The organism is Streptomyces sp. NPDC017991, assembly GCF_044328075.1.
Lineage (GTDB): Bacteria > Actinomycetota > Actinomycetes > Streptomycetales > Streptomycetaceae > Streptomyces.
In genome coordinates this window covers 411,031-430,742 of record NZ_JBIRGP010000007.1, presented here as the reverse complement: position 1 = coordinate 430,742, position 19,712 = coordinate 411,031, and the positions used below count along the sequence as shown (strand labels likewise).

General features: G+C 71.9%; 18 protein-coding genes. 7 read left to right on the top strand and 11 right to left on the bottom strand.

Features of this window, described 5'->3' with window-relative positions; translation table 11 throughout:
- The first annotated feature begins 48 nt into the window (after nt 1–48).
- Nucleotides 49–663 (top strand): class I SAM-dependent methyltransferase, encoded by a 615-nt coding sequence (locus ACH4DZ_RS22975; protein ID WP_398289138.1) that lies wholly within the window; start codon nt 49–51, stop codon nt 661–663.
- A 54-nt stretch (nt 664–717) separates the two neighbouring features.
- On the opposite strand, the gene ACH4DZ_RS22970 is transcribed toward ACH4DZ_RS22975, so the two are convergent.
- Entirely contained in the window at nt 718–1,272 is a 555-nt protein-coding gene (locus tag ACH4DZ_RS22970) for a DUF402 domain-containing protein (RefSeq protein ID WP_398289137.1), read from the bottom strand.
- Nucleotides 1,253–2,182 carry a GNAT family N-acetyltransferase gene (locus ACH4DZ_RS22965; protein ID WP_398289136.1) on the bottom strand — a complete coding sequence of 310 codons (930 nt, stop codon included), beginning with the start codon at nt 2,180–2,182 and terminating at the stop codon, nt 1,253–1,255. The genes ACH4DZ_RS22970 and ACH4DZ_RS22965 overlap by 20 nt, the downstream gene beginning before the upstream one ends.
- 71 nt (nt 2,183–2,253) lie before the next feature.
- On the opposite strand from ACH4DZ_RS22965, the gene ACH4DZ_RS22960 reads away from it, so the two are divergent.
- On the top strand, nt 2,254–2,634 hold the full coding sequence (locus ACH4DZ_RS22960; RefSeq protein WP_398289135.1) for a GntR family transcriptional regulator: 381 nt from the start codon (nt 2,254–2,256) through the stop codon (nt 2,632–2,634).
- A gap of 342 nt (nt 2,635–2,976) precedes the next feature.
- Here ACH4DZ_RS22960 and ACH4DZ_RS22955 read toward each other — a convergent pair whose 3' ends face one another.
- Nucleotides 2,977–4,071, bottom strand: coding sequence for a DUF5925 domain-containing protein (locus ACH4DZ_RS22955; RefSeq protein WP_398289134.1), 1,095 nt, complete (start codon nt 4,069–4,071; stop codon nt 2,977–2,979).
- A gap of 384 nt (nt 4,072–4,455) precedes the next feature.
- Nucleotides 4,456–5,664 (bottom strand): S8 family peptidase, encoded by a 1,209-nt coding sequence (locus ACH4DZ_RS22950; RefSeq protein ID WP_398289133.1) that lies wholly within the window; start codon nt 5,662–5,664, stop codon nt 4,456–4,458.
- A 317-nt stretch (nt 5,665–5,981) separates the two neighbouring features.
- Between ACH4DZ_RS22950 and ACH4DZ_RS22945 the strand changes: the two genes are divergently transcribed.
- Nucleotides 5,982–6,791, top strand: coding sequence for an SGNH/GDSL hydrolase family protein (locus tag ACH4DZ_RS22945; protein ID WP_398289132.1), 810 nt, complete (start codon nt 5,982–5,984; stop codon nt 6,789–6,791).
- An 85-nt stretch (nt 6,792–6,876) separates the two neighbouring features.
- On the opposite strand, the gene ACH4DZ_RS22940 is transcribed toward ACH4DZ_RS22945, so the two are convergent.
- The 4 genes from ACH4DZ_RS22940 to ACH4DZ_RS22925 form a co-directional block, all read right to left on the bottom strand.
- Entirely contained in the window at nt 6,877–8,577 is a 1,701-nt protein-coding gene (locus tag ACH4DZ_RS22940; protein WP_398289131.1) for a serine/threonine-protein kinase, read from the bottom strand.
- A gap of 45 nt (nt 8,578–8,622) precedes the next feature.
- The gene (locus ACH4DZ_RS22935) at nt 8,623–10,191 is read right to left on the bottom strand and encodes a sulfite exporter TauE/SafE family protein (protein WP_398289232.1); all 1,569 of its coding nucleotides are present in this window, start codon (nt 10,189–10,191) and stop codon (nt 8,623–8,625) included.
- Between the two features lie 65 nt (nt 10,192–10,256).
- Nucleotides 10,257–11,816: a tetratricopeptide repeat protein gene (locus ACH4DZ_RS22930; protein ID WP_398289130.1), complete on the bottom strand. Its 1,560-nt coding sequence runs from the start codon at nt 11,814–11,816 to the stop codon at nt 10,257–10,259.
- Nucleotides 11,817–11,962: 146 nt separating this feature from the next.
- A complete protein-coding gene (locus ACH4DZ_RS22925; RefSeq protein WP_398289129.1) occupies nt 11,963–13,501 on the bottom strand; it encodes a DUF4331 domain-containing protein in 1,539 nt (512 codons plus the stop codon).
- Nucleotides 13,502–13,710: 209 nt separating this feature from the next.
- Between ACH4DZ_RS22925 and ACH4DZ_RS22920 the strand changes: the two genes are divergently transcribed.
- The 3 genes from ACH4DZ_RS22920 (at nt 13,711) to ACH4DZ_RS22910 (ending at nt 15,468) form a co-directional block, all read left to right on the top strand.
- Nucleotides 13,711–14,301, top strand: coding sequence for a sigma-70 family RNA polymerase sigma factor (locus ACH4DZ_RS22920; RefSeq protein ID WP_398289231.1), 591 nt, complete (start codon nt 13,711–13,713; stop codon nt 14,299–14,301).
- Nucleotides 14,298–15,083, top strand: coding sequence for an anti-sigma factor domain-containing protein (locus ACH4DZ_RS22915; protein ID WP_398289128.1), 786 nt, complete (start codon nt 14,298–14,300; stop codon nt 15,081–15,083). Before ACH4DZ_RS22920 ends, ACH4DZ_RS22915 begins: the two co-directional genes overlap by 4 nt.
- Nucleotides 15,084–15,198: 115 nt before the next feature.
- A complete protein-coding gene (locus tag ACH4DZ_RS22910; protein ID WP_107021126.1) occupies nt 15,199–15,468 on the top strand; it encodes a hypothetical protein in 270 nt (89 codons plus the stop codon).
- A gap of 83 nt (nt 15,469–15,551) precedes the next feature.
- On the opposite strand, the gene ACH4DZ_RS22905 is transcribed toward ACH4DZ_RS22910, so the two are convergent.
- The 3 genes from ACH4DZ_RS22905 to ACH4DZ_RS22895 all read right to left on the bottom strand — a co-directional run bounded on the left by ACH4DZ_RS22905 (nt 15,552) and on the right by ACH4DZ_RS22895 (nt 18,910).
- The gene (locus ACH4DZ_RS22905) at nt 15,552–16,763 is read right to left on the bottom strand and encodes a CaiB/BaiF CoA transferase family protein (RefSeq protein WP_398289127.1); all 1,212 of its coding nucleotides are present in this window, start codon (nt 16,761–16,763) and stop codon (nt 15,552–15,554) included.
- A gap of 309 nt (nt 16,764–17,072) precedes the next feature.
- The gene (locus tag ACH4DZ_RS22900) at nt 17,073–17,825 is read right to left on the bottom strand and encodes an ABC transporter permease (RefSeq protein ID WP_398289230.1); all 753 of its coding nucleotides are present in this window, start codon (nt 17,823–17,825) and stop codon (nt 17,073–17,075) included.
- Between the two features lie 92 nt (nt 17,826–17,917).
- Complete coding sequence (locus ACH4DZ_RS22895; protein WP_398289126.1) at nt 17,918–18,910, bottom strand: ATP-binding cassette domain-containing protein; 993 nt, start codon at nt 18,908–18,910, stop codon at nt 17,918–17,920.
- 84 nt (nt 18,911–18,994) lie between these two features.
- Between ACH4DZ_RS22895 and ACH4DZ_RS22890 the strand changes: the two genes are divergently transcribed.
- Nucleotides 18,995–19,708 carry a TetR/AcrR family transcriptional regulator gene (locus ACH4DZ_RS22890; protein ID WP_398289125.1) on the top strand — a complete coding sequence of 238 codons (714 nt, stop codon included), beginning with the start codon at nt 18,995–18,997 and terminating at the stop codon, nt 19,706–19,708.
- Nucleotides 19,709–19,712 lie beyond the last annotated feature (4 nt).

The window sequence follows — 19,712 nt, the reverse complement described above, 5'->3', positions numbered from 1 at the left end:
GGACCGCCGGGTCGGCCCGTTGTCAGTGGCGGGTGCCACTCTGGGTGCATGACGAGTAACAGCACTGGTGGAAAGCGGTCCGGCGTCGACTGGGACGTGGAGGCCGACACCTTCGACGACGAGCCGGACCACGGACTGCGGGATCCCGCAGTGCGCGAGGCATGGGCGGCCAGACTGCGTGGCTGGCTGCCCCGCGGCCCCTCCGACGTGCTCGATCTGGGCTGCGGGACGGGCAGCCTGTCGCTCCTCGCGTCCGAGGCGCGGCACCGGGTCACCGGCGTCGACCTCTCGCCCCGCATGGTCGGCCTGGCCCGCGCCAAACTGGCCGGACGCGACGCCGCGTTCCTGGTCGGTGACGCGGCGGCCCCGCCCGTCGGGGAGCAGCGGTTCGACGTCGTCCTCGTCCGCCATGTGCTGTGGACGCTGCCCGAGCCCGGCCGCGTCCTGCGGCACTGGCGCGGGCTGCTGCGCCCCGGCGGGCGGCTCGTCCTCATCGAGGGCGTCTGGGGGACGGTGAGCCCGGTCGGTATACCCGCCGACCGGCTGACGGCTCTGCTCGCGCCCCTCGCGGAGGACGTGCGTGTGGAGCGGCTGTCGGACGACTCCCCGTTGTGGGGCCGCGAGGTGGGGGACGAGCGGTACGCGGTGATCGCTGTGCCCTGAGGTGGCCACTGTGCCGTGGGAGGCAGGGAGGCAGGGAGGCCGGGCGGGCAGTGGCTAGGCCAGCACTGCCTCGAAGTCGCCTTCGTGCGCGCGGAGTTCCAGTTCGTCCAGGGCGGCCCGGGCGGCGGACGCGGCCCGTGGATCGGTGGTCTCCAGACCGCTCGCCGCGAACTCGTCCTCGTCGAGCCGCAGTACGGTCCCACCGTCGGCGGAGCGCCAGAGGTCCAGGTCGAGATCCTCGCAGACCACCTCGCCCGGGGTGGCGCCGGCCGGGGTGACCTCGGCCGGGCGGGCGATGTCGCAGTACCAGCCCTTGAGCGCGCCCCCGGCGTCCCGGACCTCCTTCACCGCGTACCAGCGGTCGCGCCAGTAGTGCTCGGTGAACACGTCGCCCGGCTCGAAGCGTACGAAGCCGAAGTCGCGGACGCCGGCCCCCGCCCAGGCCGCGCGGACGATGACGTGCGTTCCGTCGTCGTGCAGCAGCTCGGCCGGGTACCGGATCTTCGTACGGCCCGCCTTGACCAGGACGATGTCGACGACGGCTGGGGTGGTGCCCACGGTGGCCGGGGTGGCGGACCGGGGTGGGGGATCAGCCGAGTTCGCGGACATGCTGTACCTCCGTGGCGCAGATCTCGTAACCGAACCACTTGTTGATCGCGAGCATCGGGTCGTTGCCCGAGTCGTTGCCCGTGAACGCCTCGGTGAAGCCGGCGGCGCGGGCGCGGTGCAGGGAGTCGCCCTTGGCGAGCTTGGCGAGGCCGCGTCCGCGGTGGGCGCGGGCCGTGCCGGTCATCACCGTGCCGTACCGGGTGCGGCCGTCGGTGCGGGCGGCGCTGAACGCGGCGGGCCGGCCGTCGACGACCGCTACGGAGGTCAGCTCATGGCTGAGGAGCGGGTGGTGCCAGGTCTCCTTCAGCCATGCCTCGTAGTCGGTGAACTCGTGTGCGATGTCGCTCGGTTCGTCCGCGAGCGTCTCCGCGTCCAGCTCGAAGAGGGGGCGGGGGTCGTCCGCGAAGTCCGCCGCCGTGCGCAGCTCCACACCCGCGGGCGGCTCCCGGCGCGGCGGCAGGGGGCTGTTCGCCAGGTCGAGACGGAGGAAGTGTGCGGAGCGGCTCGCGCGGTAGCCGCGTCGCTCGGCGAAGGAACGGTTCGCGGGCTCGTCGAGCACCCAGGCGAAGAGCTTCTTCGCGGACACCTCGGCGAGATGCTCCTCCGCGGTCCGTACGAGCAGCGAGCCGGCACCGCGGCCCCGGCGCTCCGGGTGCACGTACACGTTCAGATAGCCCTGGCCCGGCCGCGGGCTGTCGTACACGACGCCCGTGTTGGCCGTGCCGATGAGTTCGCCGTCCTCCTCGGCGACCAGCGGCCGGAAATGCGCGTCGGGATGGGCGTGCGTGACGTCGTGGAGGACGGATTCCGGGGTGGAGAGCATGTAGGGGAGTGCCAGACGCCGGATGTGCGAGAAGCCTTCGGCGTCCTGTGCATCCTCGGTGCGGAAATCGCGGACGATCACAGTCATGGAATCGCACGCTACGCGCGGGGTGCGGCAGGCCGCCTCTCATTTTCCGGCCGGTGCGGGACAATCGGCGGGTGACGTTGAAGATCGACATCGATGACGGTACGGGGGTCGCGCCCTACGAGCAGGTGCGCGCCCAGATCTCCGAGCAGGCGAGGGCCGGGGTGCTCCCGGTGGGGTACCGGCTGCCTACCGTACGGGGGTTGGCCGAGGAGCTCGGTCTCGCCGCCAACACGGTCGCCAAGGCGTACCGGGCGCTTGAGTCGGACGGGGTCATCGAGACGCGGGGGCGCAACGGCACGGTTGTCGCTGCCGCGGGCTCGGCGGCCGATCGTACGGCCGCGTCCGACGCGCAGGCCTACGCCGAGCGCGTGCGGCGGCTGGGGCTGTCGGAGGCCGCCGCCCTCGCCGCGGTACGGGATGCGCTGCGCGCGGCTTACGGGGAGTCCGGCTGAGGGTGGGGCGTGGCGGTCGTGCGCCGCCGGCCTGGCCCACCGGCCTGCCCCACCGTCTTGCCCGGCTGGCGCGGTCGGCTGCCGCGGCCGGCTGCCGGGCGGCAGCGGGTGGTCGGTGGCCGGTGGTCTGCACGGACCGGGCGGGGGTGGATTCGGCGCCGCCGGGGTGCACTGCGGTGGTTGCTCGCCGTCGCGGCGGGGTTGGGCTGCGCCCGCGTCCGGGGTGGTGGGTTGGCGCCTGCCCCCTGCCCCGTGCGCCGGGCTGGTTGGGCGTGGTGCGGCGGGGAGTTGGGCTGCGGCCGTACACCCGTACACCCGTACACCCGTTCGGGAGGGTGGGGGTTAGAGGTACAGGCCTGCCTCCGTGTCGCTCCGTTGGTCGGGGACCGAAGTCGGGGTGGTGCCCCGGCGCAGGGCGTACAGCTCCGCCAGGGTTGCGCCGTCGCGGCCCACGCCCTCGTCCGTGCCCAGCCATGCCGTGGACTCCCGGCGGGTCAGCGGGCCGATCTCGATGCGCGCGAGGCAGCGGCCGGGGCGGACCACCGCGGGGTGCAGGCGCTCCAGGTCCTCGTTGGTCGTGACGCCCACCAGGACGTTGCGGCCCTGGCCCAGCAGTCCGTCCGTGAGGTTCAGCAGCCGCGAGAGCGCCTGCCCCGCCGTGTGCTTGGCCTCGCCGCGGATCAGTTCGTCGCAGTCCTCAAGGAGGAGCAGCCGCCAGCGCCCCTTCCCCGAGCCGTCCTCCTCGCCGATGGCGATGTCCATCAGGTAACCGACGTCGGAGAACAGCCGTTCCGGGTCCAGGACGCAGTCCACCTGGCACCAGTCCCGCCACGAGCGCGCCAGCGTACGCAGCGCCGAGGTCTTGCCCGTGCCAGGCGGACCGTGCAGCAACAGCAGCCGGCCCGCGATGTCCTCGGGGGTGGTCTTCATCAGGCCGTCCATGGCGTCCGCCACCGGCGCCGTGTAGTTGCCGCGCACCTCTTCCCACGTACCCGCCGAGATCTGCCGGGTCGTGCGGTGCGGGCCGCGCCGGGGTGACACGTACCAGAACCCCATGGTCACGTTCTCCGGCTGCGGTTCGGGCTCGTCGGCCGCGCCGTCCGTGGCCTGGCCGAGGACCTTCTCGGCGAGCTCCTCGCTGGTCGCGGTGACCGTCACGTCGGCGCCGCGGTTCCAGCGCGACACGAGCAGCGTCCAGCCGTCGCCCTCCGCGAGCGTCGCGCTGCGGTCGTCGTCGCGGGCGGACCGCAACACCCGGGCGTCCGGCGGGAGGAGGGAGACCCCGGACCGTACGCGGTCGATGTTCGCCGAGTGGGAGTGCGGCTGCTCGCCCGTCGCGAAGCGGCCGAGGAACAGCGCGTCGACGACGTCCGACGGTGAGTCGCTGTCGTCGACGTTGAGCCGGATCGGCAGAGCGTCGTGCGGGTTGGCAGACATGCCGACATGATCCGTCACACGGACGCGCCGTGCATCCGGTTTCCGCGTTGCGTCCGCGGGTGTCCGCGGGGGTCTACGGGTGGGCCCGGGTGCCGTCCTGTTACAGGGCTGTGGTGGTCCGGAAGCTGGGCGGTCGGGGCCCGTGGGATCAGTGCGGGTGCGTTGTGGCTTGTCGCGCCGTTCCCCGCGCCCCTAAAAGCCGAAGGACTGCGCCGTTCCCCGCGCCCCTGAAGGTCAAAGGACTGCGCCGTTCCCCGCGCCCCTAGAAGCCGAAAGATTGCGCCGTTCCCCGCGCCGCTGGCGTCTCCACCGGTCCGTAGACGAAAAGCGGCAGCTCCCCGCCCCCCGGGATGGGGGACGGGGAGCCGGCCGTGGTGGGAGGGGTTACGGGACTATCTTCAGGAGGCGGTTGGGGGAGCCTGTGCCGGGGGACGTGACCTTGCCGGTGGTGGCGCCGTTCGTCAGGGCCGTGGCGACCTGGGCCGGGGTGGCCGAGGTGTGACCGGCCAGGTAGACCGCCGCCGCGCCCGCGACGTGCGGCGTGGCCATCGACGTACCGGAGATCGTGCTGGTAGCCGTGTCGCTCGTGTTCCAGCCCGCTGTGATCGACGACCCGGGCGCGAAGATGTCCAGAACGGACCCGTAGTTCGAGTAGCTGGCCTTCGCGTCCGTGCTGGTCGTGGCGCCGACCGTGATCGCCGCAGCCACCCGCGCCGGCGAGTACGACGAGGCGTTGGCACTGCTGTTGCCCGCCGCCACCGCGTAGGTCACCCCGCTCGCGATGGAGTTGGACACCGCGGCGTCCAGCGTCGAGGACGCGCCCCCGCCGAGCGACAGGTTGGCCACCGAGGGACCGCTGTGGTTCGCGGTCACCCAGTTGATGCCGGCGATGACGCCCGCCGTGGTGCCGGAACCGGCGTTGTCGAGCACGCGGACCGCCACGATGTTCGCCTTCTTGGCGATGCCGTAGGTCGAGCCCGCGATGGTCGTGGCGACATGCGTGCCGTGACCGTTGCCGTCCGAGGCGACGGTGTCGCCGTCGACGGCGTCATAGCCGTAACTGGCCCGCCCGCTGATCTGCGAGTGCGTGATGCGTACACCGGTGTCGATGACGTACGCCGTCACACCGCTGCCCGCCGAGTCCGGGTAGGTGTACGTGCCGGAGAGCGGCAGCGACGCCTGGTCGGAGCGGTCCAGGCCCCAGGGGGCGTTGGACTGGGTGGTGTCGCTCGCGCGCACGACCTGGTTCTGCTCGACCGCGGCCACCGACGGGTCGGCGGCGAGTCTGCGGGCCTCCGCCGCGGAGAGGTTCGCCGAGTAGCCGTTCAGCGCGGCGCCGAACGTCTTCGCGACGGTGCCGCCGTACCCCTTGATGAGGCTCTTGCCCTGGGCCGACGAGGCCTTGAAGCCGGCGCCCTTCTTGAGCGTGACGAGGTAGCTGTCCTTGACGGCGGTGGGGGAGTCCGCCGCCAGGACCCGGCCCTCGGCCGGCGCGGCCTGGGCGGGGAGGGCGGTGACGGCGCCGAGCAGGGCGGCGGTCACCACGGAGGTCGCCGCGGCGATCCGGATCTTCTTGCTACGCAGCTGTGCCATTACGAGGGATTCCTCCTCATAGGCGGCGCGCGCCTGGGATGGGGCGCGCGTCTGTGGGGGGTGCGCACGTGATTGCGCGCACAGCCGGGAGCGTCGCGTTCCGCTACCGGTTGAGACATCAGCGTGATCGATCTACGGGCGTAGCTCAAGGGAGTTGAGGGTATGTCACATGTCTGACATGAGCACGCAATCGAACGTGTGGTGAACGCCAGGAAGAACTACCTGCCTGTCCAGAAAAGTCTTGGCATGAACACTTCCTGGTGACACGCGTGGCTGGTACCAAAGTCACGGCAGAGATCCTGCTAAAGGAAGGTTCCATGAGACGTTCCCGACTTACGGCATACGTGACATCACTTCTCCTCGCCGCCGCCTTCGCCCTCACCGGGGCAGCGACGGCCCAGGCGTCCCAACAGGCCGCCGCCACGGGCTATGTGGCCCTCGGCGACTCCTACTCCTCCGGCGTCGGCGCGGGCGGCTACATCAGCTCCAGCGGCGACTGCAAGCGCAGCACGAAGGCCTACCCCTACCTCTGGGCGGCGGCGCATTCACCCTCGTCCTTCGACTTCACGGCTTGCTCAGGCGCTCGTACGGGTGATGTTCTGGCGAACCAGCTGAGCCCGCTCAACTCCGGCACCGGCCTCGTCTCGATCTCCGTCGGCGGCAACGACGCCGGTTTCTCCGACGTCATGACGACCTGCGTCCTGCAGTCCGACAGCGCCTGCGTCGCCCGCGTCAACACCGCGAAGGCGTACGTCGACTCGACACTCCCCGGCAAGCTCGACTCGGTCTACTCGGCGATCAGCGCCAAGGCCCCGGCGGCCCAGGTGGTCGTCCTGGGCTACCCCCGCTTCTACAAGCTGAGCGGCAGCTGCCTGGCCGGTCTCTCCGAGACGGAACGGGCCGCCATCAACGGCGCGGCCGACTACCTGGACAGCGCCATCGCCAAGCGCGCCGCCGACCACGGCTTCACGTTCGGTGACGTACGCCCCACCTTCACGAACCACGAGATCTGCTCCGGCAGCGCCTGGCTGCACAGCGTCAACTGGTTGAACATCGGCGAGTCCTACCACCCGACCGCCGCCGGCCAGTCGGGCGGCTACCTGCCCGTCTTCACCGCCGTGGCCTGATCGACCTCGCGGCCTGATCACCGCTGCGGTCCGATCAACCCCGTGGTCCGATCAACCCCGTGGTCCGATCAATCCCGCGGTCCGATCAACCCCGCGGCCTGAGCGCCCCGTTCGGGGCCAGTGCCTGAGGAGTACCGGAGTCGGAGGTCCCGCCCGTCGGGGCCTCCGACTCGCAGGTCACCGAGAAGGGCACCTGGTTCGACTTCGTCTGCTGCGGCCTGCGGACCTCCACACCGATCTTGTTCGTGAGCGTCCCGGACGTGTCGTACGTCGTCAGGACGACCGTGTTCTGCTTGGTCTTCCCGCCGCCCCGCGGGAACGCGAGGGTCTTCCAGCCGGGGTCCGACACCTCGCCGGTCTCCGTCACCCAGCGGTACTTCACATCGACCGGTTCGACGTCCACGGTGAAGGTCGCCGTGAAGGTCGGAGCCCCCGCCTCGGGCGGCGGGCAGACGCCGTTGTAGTCGGTGTGCGAGCCCGAGACCGTCACCTTCACGGACCGGGTGGGCGCGGATGTCGTACTCCCGCCGCCCGTGGTCGAGCCGCCGTTCGACCCGCTCGTACCGGAGTCGTCCGTGGTCGAGCCGCCGTCGGTACCACCCCCGTCGGTGCCGCCGCTGTCGTCCCCGCCCGTCGAGCCGCCGGTCGTCCCGCCGTTCGAGCTGTTGGCCCCGTCGCCCTCGTCGCCTCCGTCGTCGCGGTTGATCAGCGCGTAGCTCAGGCCCGCGATGGCCAGGGCGAGAGCGGCGAGGCCCGCGATCATCACGATCATGGCGCGCCGGGGACGATCGGGCTGAGAGGTCGTCGTCGTGACGGTCGGAGTCCGCTGCGAGCCGGGGGAGGCGGGGGAGGCGGGGGAGTACGCCGGCACCGGGGTCGGCGGGGTCGTGTCCCGCCGGTCCGGCCGGGGGAACGCCGCGACCGTCGGCGCGTAGGGGGCGGTGCCCGTACGGGGTGTGCCGCCGGCCGAGACGAGCCGCAGATCCCGCTCGGCGTCCTCGGCCGACATCCGTTCCGCCGGGTCCTTGCGCAGCAGCCCCTCGATGACCGGAGCGAGCGGACCCGCCCGCAGCGGCGGCGGCAACTCCTCGTCGACGACCGCGCGCAGGGTGCTGAGCGGGGTGTTCTGACGGAACGGAGAGTTGCCCTCGACGGCCGCGTACAGGAGCACACCGAGCGACCACAGGTCGGACTCGGGCCCCGGTGTACGGCCGAGCGCCCGCTCCGGGGCGAGGAACTCGGGCGAGCCGATCACCTCGCCGGTCATGGTCAGCGCCGAACTGCCCTCCACCGTGGCGATGCCGAAGTCGGTGAGCACGACACGGCCGTCGTTCGACAGCAGGACGTTGCCGGGCTTCACGTCCCGGTGCAGGACCCCCGCCTCGTGCGCGGCCCGCAGCGCGGCGAGCACCTCCGCGCCGATGTGGGCGGCGCGCTGCGGGGACAGCGGGCCCTCGGCGTCCAGCGCGTCGGACAGCGCGATCCCGCGGATCAGCTCCATCACGATCCACGGACGGCCGTCCTCCGTCGCCACGTCGTAGACCGTCACCACATTGCGGTTCGAGACCCGGGCCGCGGCCCAGGCCTCCCGTTCCAGACGCGCGTACATCCGCTCGGCGTCCGGGCCCGGCAGTCCGCCCGGGGCCCGTACCTCCTTGACGGCGACCTCGCGGTGCAGCACCTCGTCGCGGGCCCGCCACACCGTCCCCATCCCGCCCTCGCCCAGCGGCGAGAGAAGACGGTAGCGGCCCGCGATCACGCGTTCACTGCCCGGTTCTTCGGACACGGGCGTCCCCCTCTTCGCATCCGCACGATTCTGACCAAAAGTAGCTCAACCGAGTGCGGTTGCCGCCCCCTTGAACACCAAACCGGCCCCAAGGGCCACCACTACGAACGCGGATCCGAGAGGCGTGGCCCGCCGGACCAGCGCCGCAGTCCTCCCGCCCGACCAGCGGGCGCCGTTCTCGATCGCCTTCGCGACCCGGCTGCCGACCTTGACCACGGCGAAACCGGCCGCGGTGAGGGTGAGCGCGAGCCCGGCTCCGTACGCCAGGACGAGCAGCAGCCCGAACCAGGCCTTGCCGAGCGCCGCCGCGCCGACGAGCACGACGACGGCGGAGGGACTGGGGACGAGACCCCCCGCGAAGCCCAGCAGAAGCGTGTCCTTGACCTTGAGAGCCGGGGCGTGCGAGTGGGCGTGCGGATGCGGGTGCGGGTGGGCGTGCCCGTGCCCATGGCTGTGCCCGTGCCCGTGCCCGTCGCCGTGGCTGTGCTCTCCCCCTTTGTGCTCCTCCCCATGTCCGTGGTCGGGTGTGTGCGTCGGGCCATGGCTGTGCGTATGGCCGACGCCATGGCTGTGCGAGTGGCCGTGCCCGTGTCCGCGCTGCTGCCAGGCCCGGCGTACGAGGGTCGCGCCGGCCACCGTGACGATGACGCCGCTGGTCACGCCCAGCCAGGCGATCACCGAGGGCGCCGCCGCCGAACCGGCGGTGACCAGGATGCCCAGGGCGACCACACCGAGTGTGTGGGTGACGGTCACGGAGGCGGCGAGCGGCAGCACGTCACGCATCGTGGCGTTGCCGCGGGCGGCGGCCGTGGCGGCCATGATGGTCTTGCCGTGCCCCGGAGCCAGGGCGTGCAGCGCGCCGAGCAGTACGGCGATGCCCAGGGCGAGCGCGGCGAAGCCCGGCGTCAGGTCGTGGCGGGAGACCAGGTCGTCCAGCGCGCGGGTGAAGCGGTCGGCGCCGCGCGGCAGCACGGACGAGGCGGGCGCGTCGGTGTTCTCCTCGACGAGCGCGGGACCACCGGGGCGCACGCGCAGCGAGGCGGACGCCGTGTCCGCGGGGGACGACAGCAACTCCGCGGGGTACTTGGTCAGTTCACCCGAGACTGACTTCTCGGGTACGTCGGAGGAGGCGAGCGTCATCCGGTCGCCGAGCGCCGTGACCTCGCGCCAGCCCGGACCGTCGTCCACGGACGCCCGGAAGCGCAGCGCCAGATTCCCGTCGGGCAGCGGAGCCGTCCAACGGCACTCCACCCGGAGCGTCTTGAGGCCGGCCTGCCCGGGCCGCACCCGGGCACGGCTCTCGCCGGCGGTCAGCGCGACGGGCTCCCCGCCCACGGTCACGCGGCTCCGCCCGGCCGCCGTCCCGCACCGCTCCCGCGCCCAACTCCCCATACCCGCCTTGTCGATGGCGGGCTGCGCCTGTGTCGCCGGGATCTCCGCGAGGTCCTCCACATGCAGGACCCGCAGCTCTCCGGGCGCGACGACGAGACCGTCGTACCGGTTGACGGTGAAGTTCCCCAGCGGGTGCGCCGCAGCCGTCCCGGAGGGGATCAGCACGAGCGCGCAGGCGGCCATGAGCACGGCCACGCAGGACCCGTACGCGCGGCGGCGCATGTGCGCCCGCCGGTTCCGGGTGAGACGGGAACGGAGCCCGCGCAGTTCGCGCGGAGTGAGGGCGCTCACCGCGCACCGCCCAGGGCGGTCAGCGCCTTCTCGGCCTGCTTCGCGCCCACCGGCGAGAAGCCCGGGTTGAGTTCGAGCGCCGACGACAGGCTGGCGCGGGCCTCCTTCTCGTGGCCCGTGGCGCGTTCGATCATCCCGCGGTGGTAGAGGAACGTGGCGTCGCGGTAGCCGGTCGCCGTGGCGCGCCGGGCGTGGGCCAGGGCCTCGTCGTCACGGCCGTTGACGTGCAGGGCCCAGGCGAGCGCGTCCGCGGTGTGCACGGTGTGCCGGCGCTCCCACTCCGCGCGGGCGGCGCGCAGGGCGGCCTTGCGGTCGCCGTGGTCCGCCGCCGCGAGGGCGGTGTCCAGATCGGCGTTGACGCCGTTGGCGCGGGCCAGCGAGGTCCAGGCGTTGACCAATGCGTACTGGTCGCGGGCCTTGGCCGGGTCCTCCTCGCCGTCGCGTGCCTCGTACAGCTCGCCGAGCACTACCAGCGGTCCTGGCAGCGGGAAGCGCGCCACGACCTCCTCCATCCCGCGGATGGCGGCCCCCCGGTCACCGTTCGCGGCCTGCGCGCGGGCCCGCCCCTCCAGCGCCGGCAGATAGGTCCCGTCGGCCCGCAGCGCCTGCTCGTAGTACTTCAGCGCCACCTCGTAGTCGCCCTCGCGCCAGGAGAGCTGGCCCAGGGAACCCGCCACGTACGCGATGTCCCCGGGCGCGGTCGCACCGGACAGCGCCTGCTTCAGGACGCGGCGTGCCGTGCCGATGTCGCCGCGCAGCTCACGTACATAGGCGTACCGGGTGAAGACCGGAACGCCCGGGCGGCGGGAGTCGGCCTCGTCGGCGGCCTTCGCCGCCTCCTTGTAGCGGCCCAGTTCGACCAGCGCGTCGACGCGCACCGACAGCGCGCGCTCGTTGAAGGCGTTCTCGTCCAGTGCCTTCTCCGCGTAGGTCAGCGCCTCGGGGAACTCGTGCCGGGCCGCGGCCAGCGCCGCCCGGCCCGCCAGCGCCGGATCGTTGTCGGGGGTCAGCTTCAGCGACCGCTCCAGCGCGCGCTGCGCCTGCGGATAGCGGGACGGGTCGCCGTTGGTGCGGGCCTGCTCGACGTAGGCCATGCCCAGCGTGGCCCAGCCGCCGGAGTCCTTGGGCTGCGCCTTGAGGTGGGACTGCAGTGCGGAGATGCCCGAAGCCAGGCTGCCGCCCGCCAGCAGTTCGGGGTTGAGGCCGGGCGCGGACGACACCGTGCTCGTGTCGTCGCCGTGCCTGTTGCCCAGCACCACGGCCCCCGCGGTCATCGCGACGGCGAGAGCGACGGCGCAGGCCGCGAGCTGCAGCACCCGGGACCGCGCGGATCCCCGGCGCTCCCCGGGGGGCGCAGCCGGATCGGTCCCGACCGCCCCCGCCGCCCCCGTCGCCTCGGCCGTTCCTGTCACCTCGGCCGCCCCTGCCGTCGTGGCCGCCCCTGCCGTCGCGGCCGTCTCAGACAGGTCGGCAGTCGTCTCCGCCGTCCCGACCGGGTCGGCGGCCTCGTCGACGAGGTCCCTCTCCTGCGCGTCGTCGTTGCTCCGCGGGGACATTGCGCTCTCCTCAATCGCCATGCTGGAAAAAGTGGTTCAGGTGGTGAATGCGGTGGATGCGGTGGATCCGGTGGGTGGCGCGGCCCGTGCGCCGTGGGGGACGGTTACGCACGGACCGCGCCAGTCAGGGACCGCTCAGGTGCGGGTCAGTACGCCCGGCGGCGACCACGCCACCAGAGCAGACCCGTGCCGACGAGCAGGAACCCGGCCGCGCCCGAGGCCGCCGAGACGGCGATCAGCGTGGTGTCGTCCATACCGCCCGTGCCGCTGGTGCCGGCGGGCTGCAGCGCGTCACCGAGCTGGTTGCGCACGTCGTTGGTGCCGGTCGTGCCCTTGGCCAGCGGACCGCGCGAGCCCGAGGTCGGCTGACCGACGTACGGGAACGCCTTCTCGAACTTCACGTCGTTCTTGTCGACGGCGTCGCCCAGGTCGTTCTTGGAGCCGACCAGTTCGCCCTCGACGACCTGCAGCGCGATGTCCAGCACGTCGTCGCCGAGGCGCCGGCCGTTCGGGAAGCCCGCGTTGTCGCCGTCCAGTACGCCGAGACGCTTCTCCTCGGCGGCCGGCTCGGTGGAGGTGTTGAGACGCAGCATCTCCGAAGGGCGCACGTGCGGGGGCTGGTTGAGGCCCTCGACACCCTTCAGGAAGACGTCGACCAGGTCGTTGCGGGGCTCGTCGGGCGCCTCGATCTTGTAGATCGCCTCGATGAGCTTCGGCAGCTCGGGCTCGGTGACGTTCTTCAGGAAGTCACCGTCGTTCCAGGGCGCGGACGCGTTGAACTTGTCCTTGTCCTTGATCGGGTTGACGACCTCGTTCACCAGCGGCATGCCGAGACGCGAGACCTGCCGGTAGTGACCGCTCGCGCTCTTGCGCTGCGTCGTCGACCAGATGCCCACGATCGGCTGCTCGGCCGACTCCTGGATCACGTCGTTCGGGAGCTGGAGGGCGACGGAGTTGACGTTGTAGCCCTTGAGGGTGTCGTTGCCGACCTCGGACAGGTTCCCGCCGTACAGCAGGTCGAAGACGCGCAGGTCGAGGAAGAACGGGTCGTCCGCCTGGCCGGCGAACGTGGTCGCCCCGCCCGGCAGTTCGTGCACGGCCTGGGAACGGAGCTTGGCGTAGTCCGGCATGGACGCCTTGCCGACGTTCGACGGCGCGACATCCACGTCGTCCGCGTACTTCGTCTTCTTGACCAGGTGCTGGTCCTTGAGCTGCAGCAGGTCTATGTCGTACGTCTGCGTGATGTTGAGGTCCGGATCGTCGAGGCTCTCGACCGGGCCGGTGTTGTACAGGAAGGTCTTGTCGTTCTTGACGTGCGTCTCGAACGTGTAGCGGAAGACCAGTTCGCCCTGCGCGTCACCGTTGTTGTCGATGTGCAGGTCGTACTGCGCGTCCTCGGCGAACGGGAAGAAGTTCGGTCCGCCGGCCGGCTCCTCGAACGGGATCCAGTTGGCGATGATGGTCGTCGTATCCGGTTTGTCGGGGCTCGCGAACGCGTACACGTCCGTGTTGTCGTACTGCGGCTGCCCCGAGATGAGCGGAGCCTCCCGGTGACTTGAGGCGCTCGCCGCCCCCGGTTGGAGCGCGGTCACGCCGACGGCCGCGAGCCCGCCGGTGGCCAGCGCACCGCAGACAAGGGTCGCGAGGCTCCTGCGTCCCACGAACCCGCTGGTGAAAGGTGTCATGCCGTCCGTCCTCTGTCCCAAAGCTGTGTTCCGGCGGTGATGTGGCGGGAGCGACCTGTCGACCGGTCCGCCCCCACGCTCGTACCGCGTCGGTGGGTGATGCCTGATGCACGCCATTCGGAGCCGCGGGGAAGAAGGATTGGTTCGGGATTCACCCGCGTTTTCGAGCGGTTGATCCGTAACCCCATCCGACGGCGTTCCTGCGCCGAATACGTGAGGACGGGACGAGCCGTTCAGACCGGCGAAGGGGGAAACGGGTGGAGGCGGACGAACTTCTGGTCCTCGTGGCCGGAGGTGACCAGAAGGCCTTCGAGGATCTGTACGCCCTGGTGTCCGGGCCGGTCTTCGGGCTGGTGCGCCGCGTGGTGCGGGATCCGGCCCAGTCCGAGGAGGTGGCGCAGGAGGTGCTTCTCGAACTCTGGCGCTCCGCCGCGCGCTACGACCCCGGCCGCGGCACCGCACTCGCCTGGGTCCTGACCCTCGCGCACCGCAGGGCGGTCGACCGGGTCCGCAGCGCCCGCTCCGCCACGGAACGCGAACTGCGCATGGCCCGGCGGGGGAACGGACCCGCCTTCGACCATGTCGCCGAGGAGGTCGAGGCCGGCCTCGAACGGGAATGGGTACGCCGCTGCCTGGACCGGCTCACCGCCCTGCAACGACAGTCCGTCACCCTCGCCTACTACGACGGCTACACCTACCGCGAAGTGGCCGAACGGCTCTCCCTGCCGCTCGGCACGGTCAAGACCCGTATGCGCGACGGACTCACGCGGCTGCGCGACTGCCTCGGAGGTGTCGCATGACCAGCATCTTCCGCCGAAGCGAACTGCACTCGCTGGCCGCCCCGTACGCCCTCGACGCCCTGGAACTCCATGAGCACAAACGATTCGAGAAGCACCTGAAGCGCTGCGACAGCTGCGCCGCCGAGGTACGCGCCCTGCGCGAGGACGCGGTCCGCCTCGCCTGGTCCACGGCCGCCCCGGCCCCGGCCGCGATGCGCGACCGGGTCCTGACGGCCATCCGGACGACCCCTCAGGAGTCGCCCACCGCGGAACCCCCGGCACGCGCACGCGCGGAACGGCCGCCCTCCCGCGCCCGCCGCTCACCCTTCTCGGCCTTCCTCATCCCGCTCGCCTCCACCACGGCCGCCGCCGCTCTCGTCGTCGCCGCGCTCTTCGGCATGCAGGCGTCCCGAACACAGGACCAACTGGCCGAACAGCAGGCGCAGGCACGTGAGATCGCCCACGTTCTCGCGGCGCCGGACGCGCGGTCGGGCACCGGACGGGACGCGAACGGTCAGGGCATCGGCGTCGTGGCGTCCGCCTCGCAGCACACCGCCGTCGTCACCTCGGCCGGTCTCGGCACCCCCACGAACAAGAGAGTCCATCAGCTGTGGCTCATGCGACCGGAGGGGAAGCCGCGCTCCCTGGGGCTCCTCGACGGCGACACGCCCCTGATTGCCACCGGACTGAACACGGACGCGATCTCACTCGCTGTGACCGTCGAGCCCGACGGCGGCTCTCCGCAGCCAACTACCGCACCGGTTGTCCAACTCGCCCTGAAATCACTCGGATTCGGAGAGTAATCGTCAACCTCCTTAGCGGGTAGGTGAATCCCGTGCCCGGGATACACGAGTGTGATGAGGGAGCGATAGGGTTAACCTGCCCGGGCCGGGTGCCCTCGTATGGGTGGGGAGTGACATGGAACAGATAACAGTGCGTGGCAGGGCGCGAGTCCCTGCGATCACGTGTGGGAGCAGCGCGACCAGTTCGCGCCTCGACCGCCATCTTTCGGTGATGGGTGGCCCTGCCATCCCTCAGCGTGAGGCGGCCGAGGCGACGTCTCTGATGCGCGAGCTGACCGCACGTGACACCGCGCACGACCGCACCGGCAGGAGTGCGCGGGTGAGGCGGGTCTCGCTCTTCGCACCGCTGCGCCGGCTGCGCCGTTCCCTGTTCGGCGGCCGCTGACAGGCGGCCCCGGTCGCTGAGAGGCGGCCGAAACCGAGCAGGACCAGCGGAATCAGCAGGACCGGCAGAACCCCGACCCGCGCTCAGGCGGACACACCGTCCCGGCGCAGTGCTGCGATCTCATCGTCCGTCATCCCCACGGCACGCAGCACCGCCTCGGTGTGTTCCCCGAGTGCGGGTACGGGCCCCATTTTCGCCGCGCCCCCGCCCGGCAGCGTGATCGGCGGCAGAAGAGCGCGCAGCGGCCCGACCGGCGACCGGACATCCCGCCACCGGTCCCTGGCCGCCAGCTGCGGATGCTCCGCCACCTGCGATACGTCCCTCAGCAGCGCGCAGGCGATCCCGGCCGCCTCAAGACGCGCCACCGCCTCCTGCGCGGTGAGCGCCGCCAACGCCGTGGCGACCAGTCCGTCGGTACGCTCCCGGTGCTCGACCCGGGCCGCGTTCGTCGCGTACGCCGGATCGTGGGCCAGTTCCGGCCGCTCCAGCACCTGTTCGGCGAGGCGGCACCACTCCCGGTCGTTCTGCACCGACAACAGCACCTGCCCGCCGTCACCCGTCCGATAGCCGTCGTAGGGGGCGATGACGGCGTGCGCGAGCCCGGTGCGCGCCGGGGGAGTGCCTCCGTGCATCGCATGGTGCAGGGGGTGCCCCATCCACTCGGCCAGCGCGTCCAGCATCGCCACCTCCACCGGCCCGCCGCGCCCGGTCGCCCCGCGCCGCACCAGCGCCGCGAGCACCCCCGAGAACGCGTACATCGCCGCCGCGATGTCGGCCGCCGGAATGCCCGCCTTGACCGGCTGCCCGGTCACGGACACGAGGCCCGCCTCGCACTGCACGAGCATGTCGTACGCGCGCTTGTCGGCGTAGGGCCCCGAGGGCCCGTAACCCGAGATGTCCACGGCGATCAGCCGCGGGTGCGCGGCGCACAGGGTGGCCGCGTCGAGGCCGAGCCGTGCGGCGGCGCCCTGCGCGAGGTTCTGCACGAAGACGTCGGCGCCGGCGATCAGGCGGCGCACCACGTCGAGTCCGCGCGGGTCCTTCAGGTCGAGGGCGACGGACTCCTTGCCGCGGTTGCACCACACGAAGTGCGAGGCGAGGCCGCCCGCCGCCGTGTCGTAGCCGCGCGCGAAGTCGCCGCCGTCGAGGCGTTCGACCTTGATGACCCGCGCCCCCAGATCGGCGAGTTGCCGGGTGGCGAAGGGCGCGGCGACGGCCTGCTCGACGGCGACGACGGTGATGCCCTCCAGCGGCAGCGGCTGGGGCAGGGGTTGCGGCTCCATGCTGGGGATCATGACCCGCGGGCGGCGGCTTTGTCATGCATGGGCCGAGGGGTGGGGACGGCGGGTCGGTTGGTCGGCTGCGGGTCCGTGGGGGCCGGTCGCGCAGTTCCCCGCGCCCCTTTGGGGCGGGGCTGTGCCCGGGGAGGTGGGGGTGGCGAGTGGGTTGGGCGGTTGCGGGTGTGTGGGGGTTGGTCGCGCGGTTCCCCGCGGCCCTTTGAGGCGGGGCTGTGTCCGGGGAGGTGGGGGTGGCGAGTGGGTTGGGCGGTTGCGGGTGTGTGGGGGTTGGTCGCGCAGTTCCTCGCGGCCCTTTGAGGCGGAGGGTCAGCGGTTGCCGTTCGCGTACCGGCGGACCGCGAGCGGCATGAACACCGCGATGAGGACCGCGCACCAGGCCAGCGAGCCCGCGACGGGGTGCGTCACCGGCCAGGCGCCGTCGGCCGGCACGGGCGCGTTACCGAACAGGTCCCGCAGGGCCGTGGTGACCGCGCTGATCGGGTTCCACTCGGCGAGTGTGCGCAGCCAGCCCGGCAGGTTGTCCGTCGGGATGTACGCGTTCGACAGCAGCGGCAGGAGGAACGTGGCGCCGCCGAGCTGCCCGGCCGCCTCCTCGCTCCGGGAAGCGAGCCCCAGCAGGATCCCGACCCAGGTGGTCGCGAACCGGAAGAGCAGCAGCAGCGCCACGGCGGCCACCGCTTCGAGCGCCGAGCCCTCGATCCGCCAGCCCACCGCGAGCCCCACGAGCAGGAACGGCACCGTGCCCGCGGCGGTGACGACGAGATCGGCGCCGGCCTGGCCGAGCGGTACGGCCGCCCTGCTCATCGGCAGCGTACGGAGGCGGTCCGTGACGCCCCGGTGCGAGTCCTGGGCGGCCTGGAACATCCCCGTCATGATGCCGTTGGCCGCCGTCGCGACCAGCAGCCCCGGCACCAGGAAGGCCCGGTACTCCTCGCCGGGCACGGCCAGCGCGCTGCCGAAGACGTAGCCGAAGAACAGCAGCATGGTGACCGGCATGGTCTGGGTGAGGATCAGCAGCCCGGGGTTGTGCCGGATACGCCGCAGCTGGCGGCCCAGCATCGCGGTTCCGTCGTACGCCAGTGCGGAGGCCGCTGCGGCGGCCGATGCGGGTACCGCAGCCGGTGCGGGTGCCGCTGTCGGTGTCGATGCACTCATGTCACAAGCTCCTTGTGGTCGTTCCGGTCGTGGGCCGGGCCGGCCGTCGGGCCGCCCGCCGGGCCGTCGGTCAGGCGGAGGAAGACGTCGTCGAGGGTCGGCGGGCGCAGGCTCACGTCGAGCAACGGCACACCGGCGGCGTCGAGTTCGCGTACGAGCCGGGGGAGGGTGAGCGTCGGGTCGGTGGTGACCGCGCCGACGGCGTGCCGCTCCCGGTCGAAGGTGGGCGCCGAGCCGGTCAGCCGGTCCAGTACGGCCGCCGCGCCGGTCATCGCGTCCGCGTGGGCGACGACCGCTTCCGCGTACGAGCCGATGAGCGCCTTGAGTTCGGCGGGCGTCCCCGAGTGCGCGGCCCGGCCCCGGTCCACGAGCACGATGTCGTCGGCGAGCTGGTCCGCCTCCTCCAGGTATTGGGTGGTCAGCAGGACGGTCGTGCCTTCGGACCGCAGGGCGCGCACGGCCTCCCAGATCTGGTTGCGGCTGTACGGGTCGAGGCCGGTCGTCGGCTCGTCGAGGAACAGCACGGCGGGCCGGGTGAGCAGACAGGCGGCCAGGTCAAGACGGCGTCGCATACCGCCCGAGTAGGTGGACGCGGTCCGGTCCGCCGCGTCGGTCAGCTCGAAGCGGTCGAGCAGTTCGTCGGCCCGGGCGGCGGCTTTCGGGAGGCGGCGCAGTCTCGCGAACAGTCGCAGGTTCTCGCGGCCCGTGAGGTCGCCGTCCACCGAGGCGTACTGCCCCGTGACACCGATCGCGCGGCGCACGGCGGCCGGCTCCCGTACGAGATCGTGCCCCGCGATCCGGGCGGACCCGGCGTCGGGCCGCAACAGGGTGGTGAGCAGCCGTATCGCCGTGGTCTTGCCCGCGCCGTTGGGGCCCAGCAGCCCGCAGACGGTCCCCTCGGCCACCGCGAGATCCAGTCCGCGCAGGGCGTGGACGTCCCGGAAACGCTTCTCCAGACCCTCACTAAGTACACCGTACGTAGTAGTCATGGCTCGACCATAGCGCATTACGTACGCTGTACGTAACTAGGATGGTGACGACAGGTTCCACCGATGGCAGGGCTGGCGACACCGATGGCAGGACGAGCCGACGTACCCGAAGTGATCTGGGCCCGACCCGAGCGCACGGGGCGTGGGCCGCGGCCCGCGTTCACCCGGGCCGACATCGCGGCGGCGGCCGTGCGGATCGCGGACGCGCAGGGGCTCGACGCCGTGTCGATGCGGCATGTGGCGGCCGAGCTGGGCTGCGGGACGATGTCGCTCTACAACTACGTGCCGCGCAAGGAGGACCTGTACGAGCTGATGGTCGACGCGGTCGGCGCCGAGCACGAGTTGTGGGAGCCGGCGGGGGACTGGCGGGCCGACATGCTCCGGGTCGCGTACCAGACGCGGGCGTTGATGCACCGGCATCCCTGGCTGCCGGCCCTGATGTCACCGGTCTACGGCTTCAGCCCGAACGCCCTGCGGTATCTGGAGCACTGCCTGGCCTGTCTGGACTCCTACGACGGTACGTACGGGACGAAGTTCGAGCTGGTCGCGATGGTCAACGGCGTGGTGACGACGTACGTCGGCAACGAACTGGCCACCGCCGAGCGGGCGCGGGCGCTGCCGTGGTCGGAGGAGCGGGAGGCCGCGGTGCGGGGTGCGTATCTGGGGGGCCAGGTGGGCAGTGGGGCTTATCCGCGGATGGCTGCGGCGTTTATGGAGGGGTCGGGGCCCATTGATCTGGAGGCGGTTTTTCGGCGGGCGTTGGAGCGGGTGCTTGACGGGTTTGACCCGTCTCGTTGAGGTG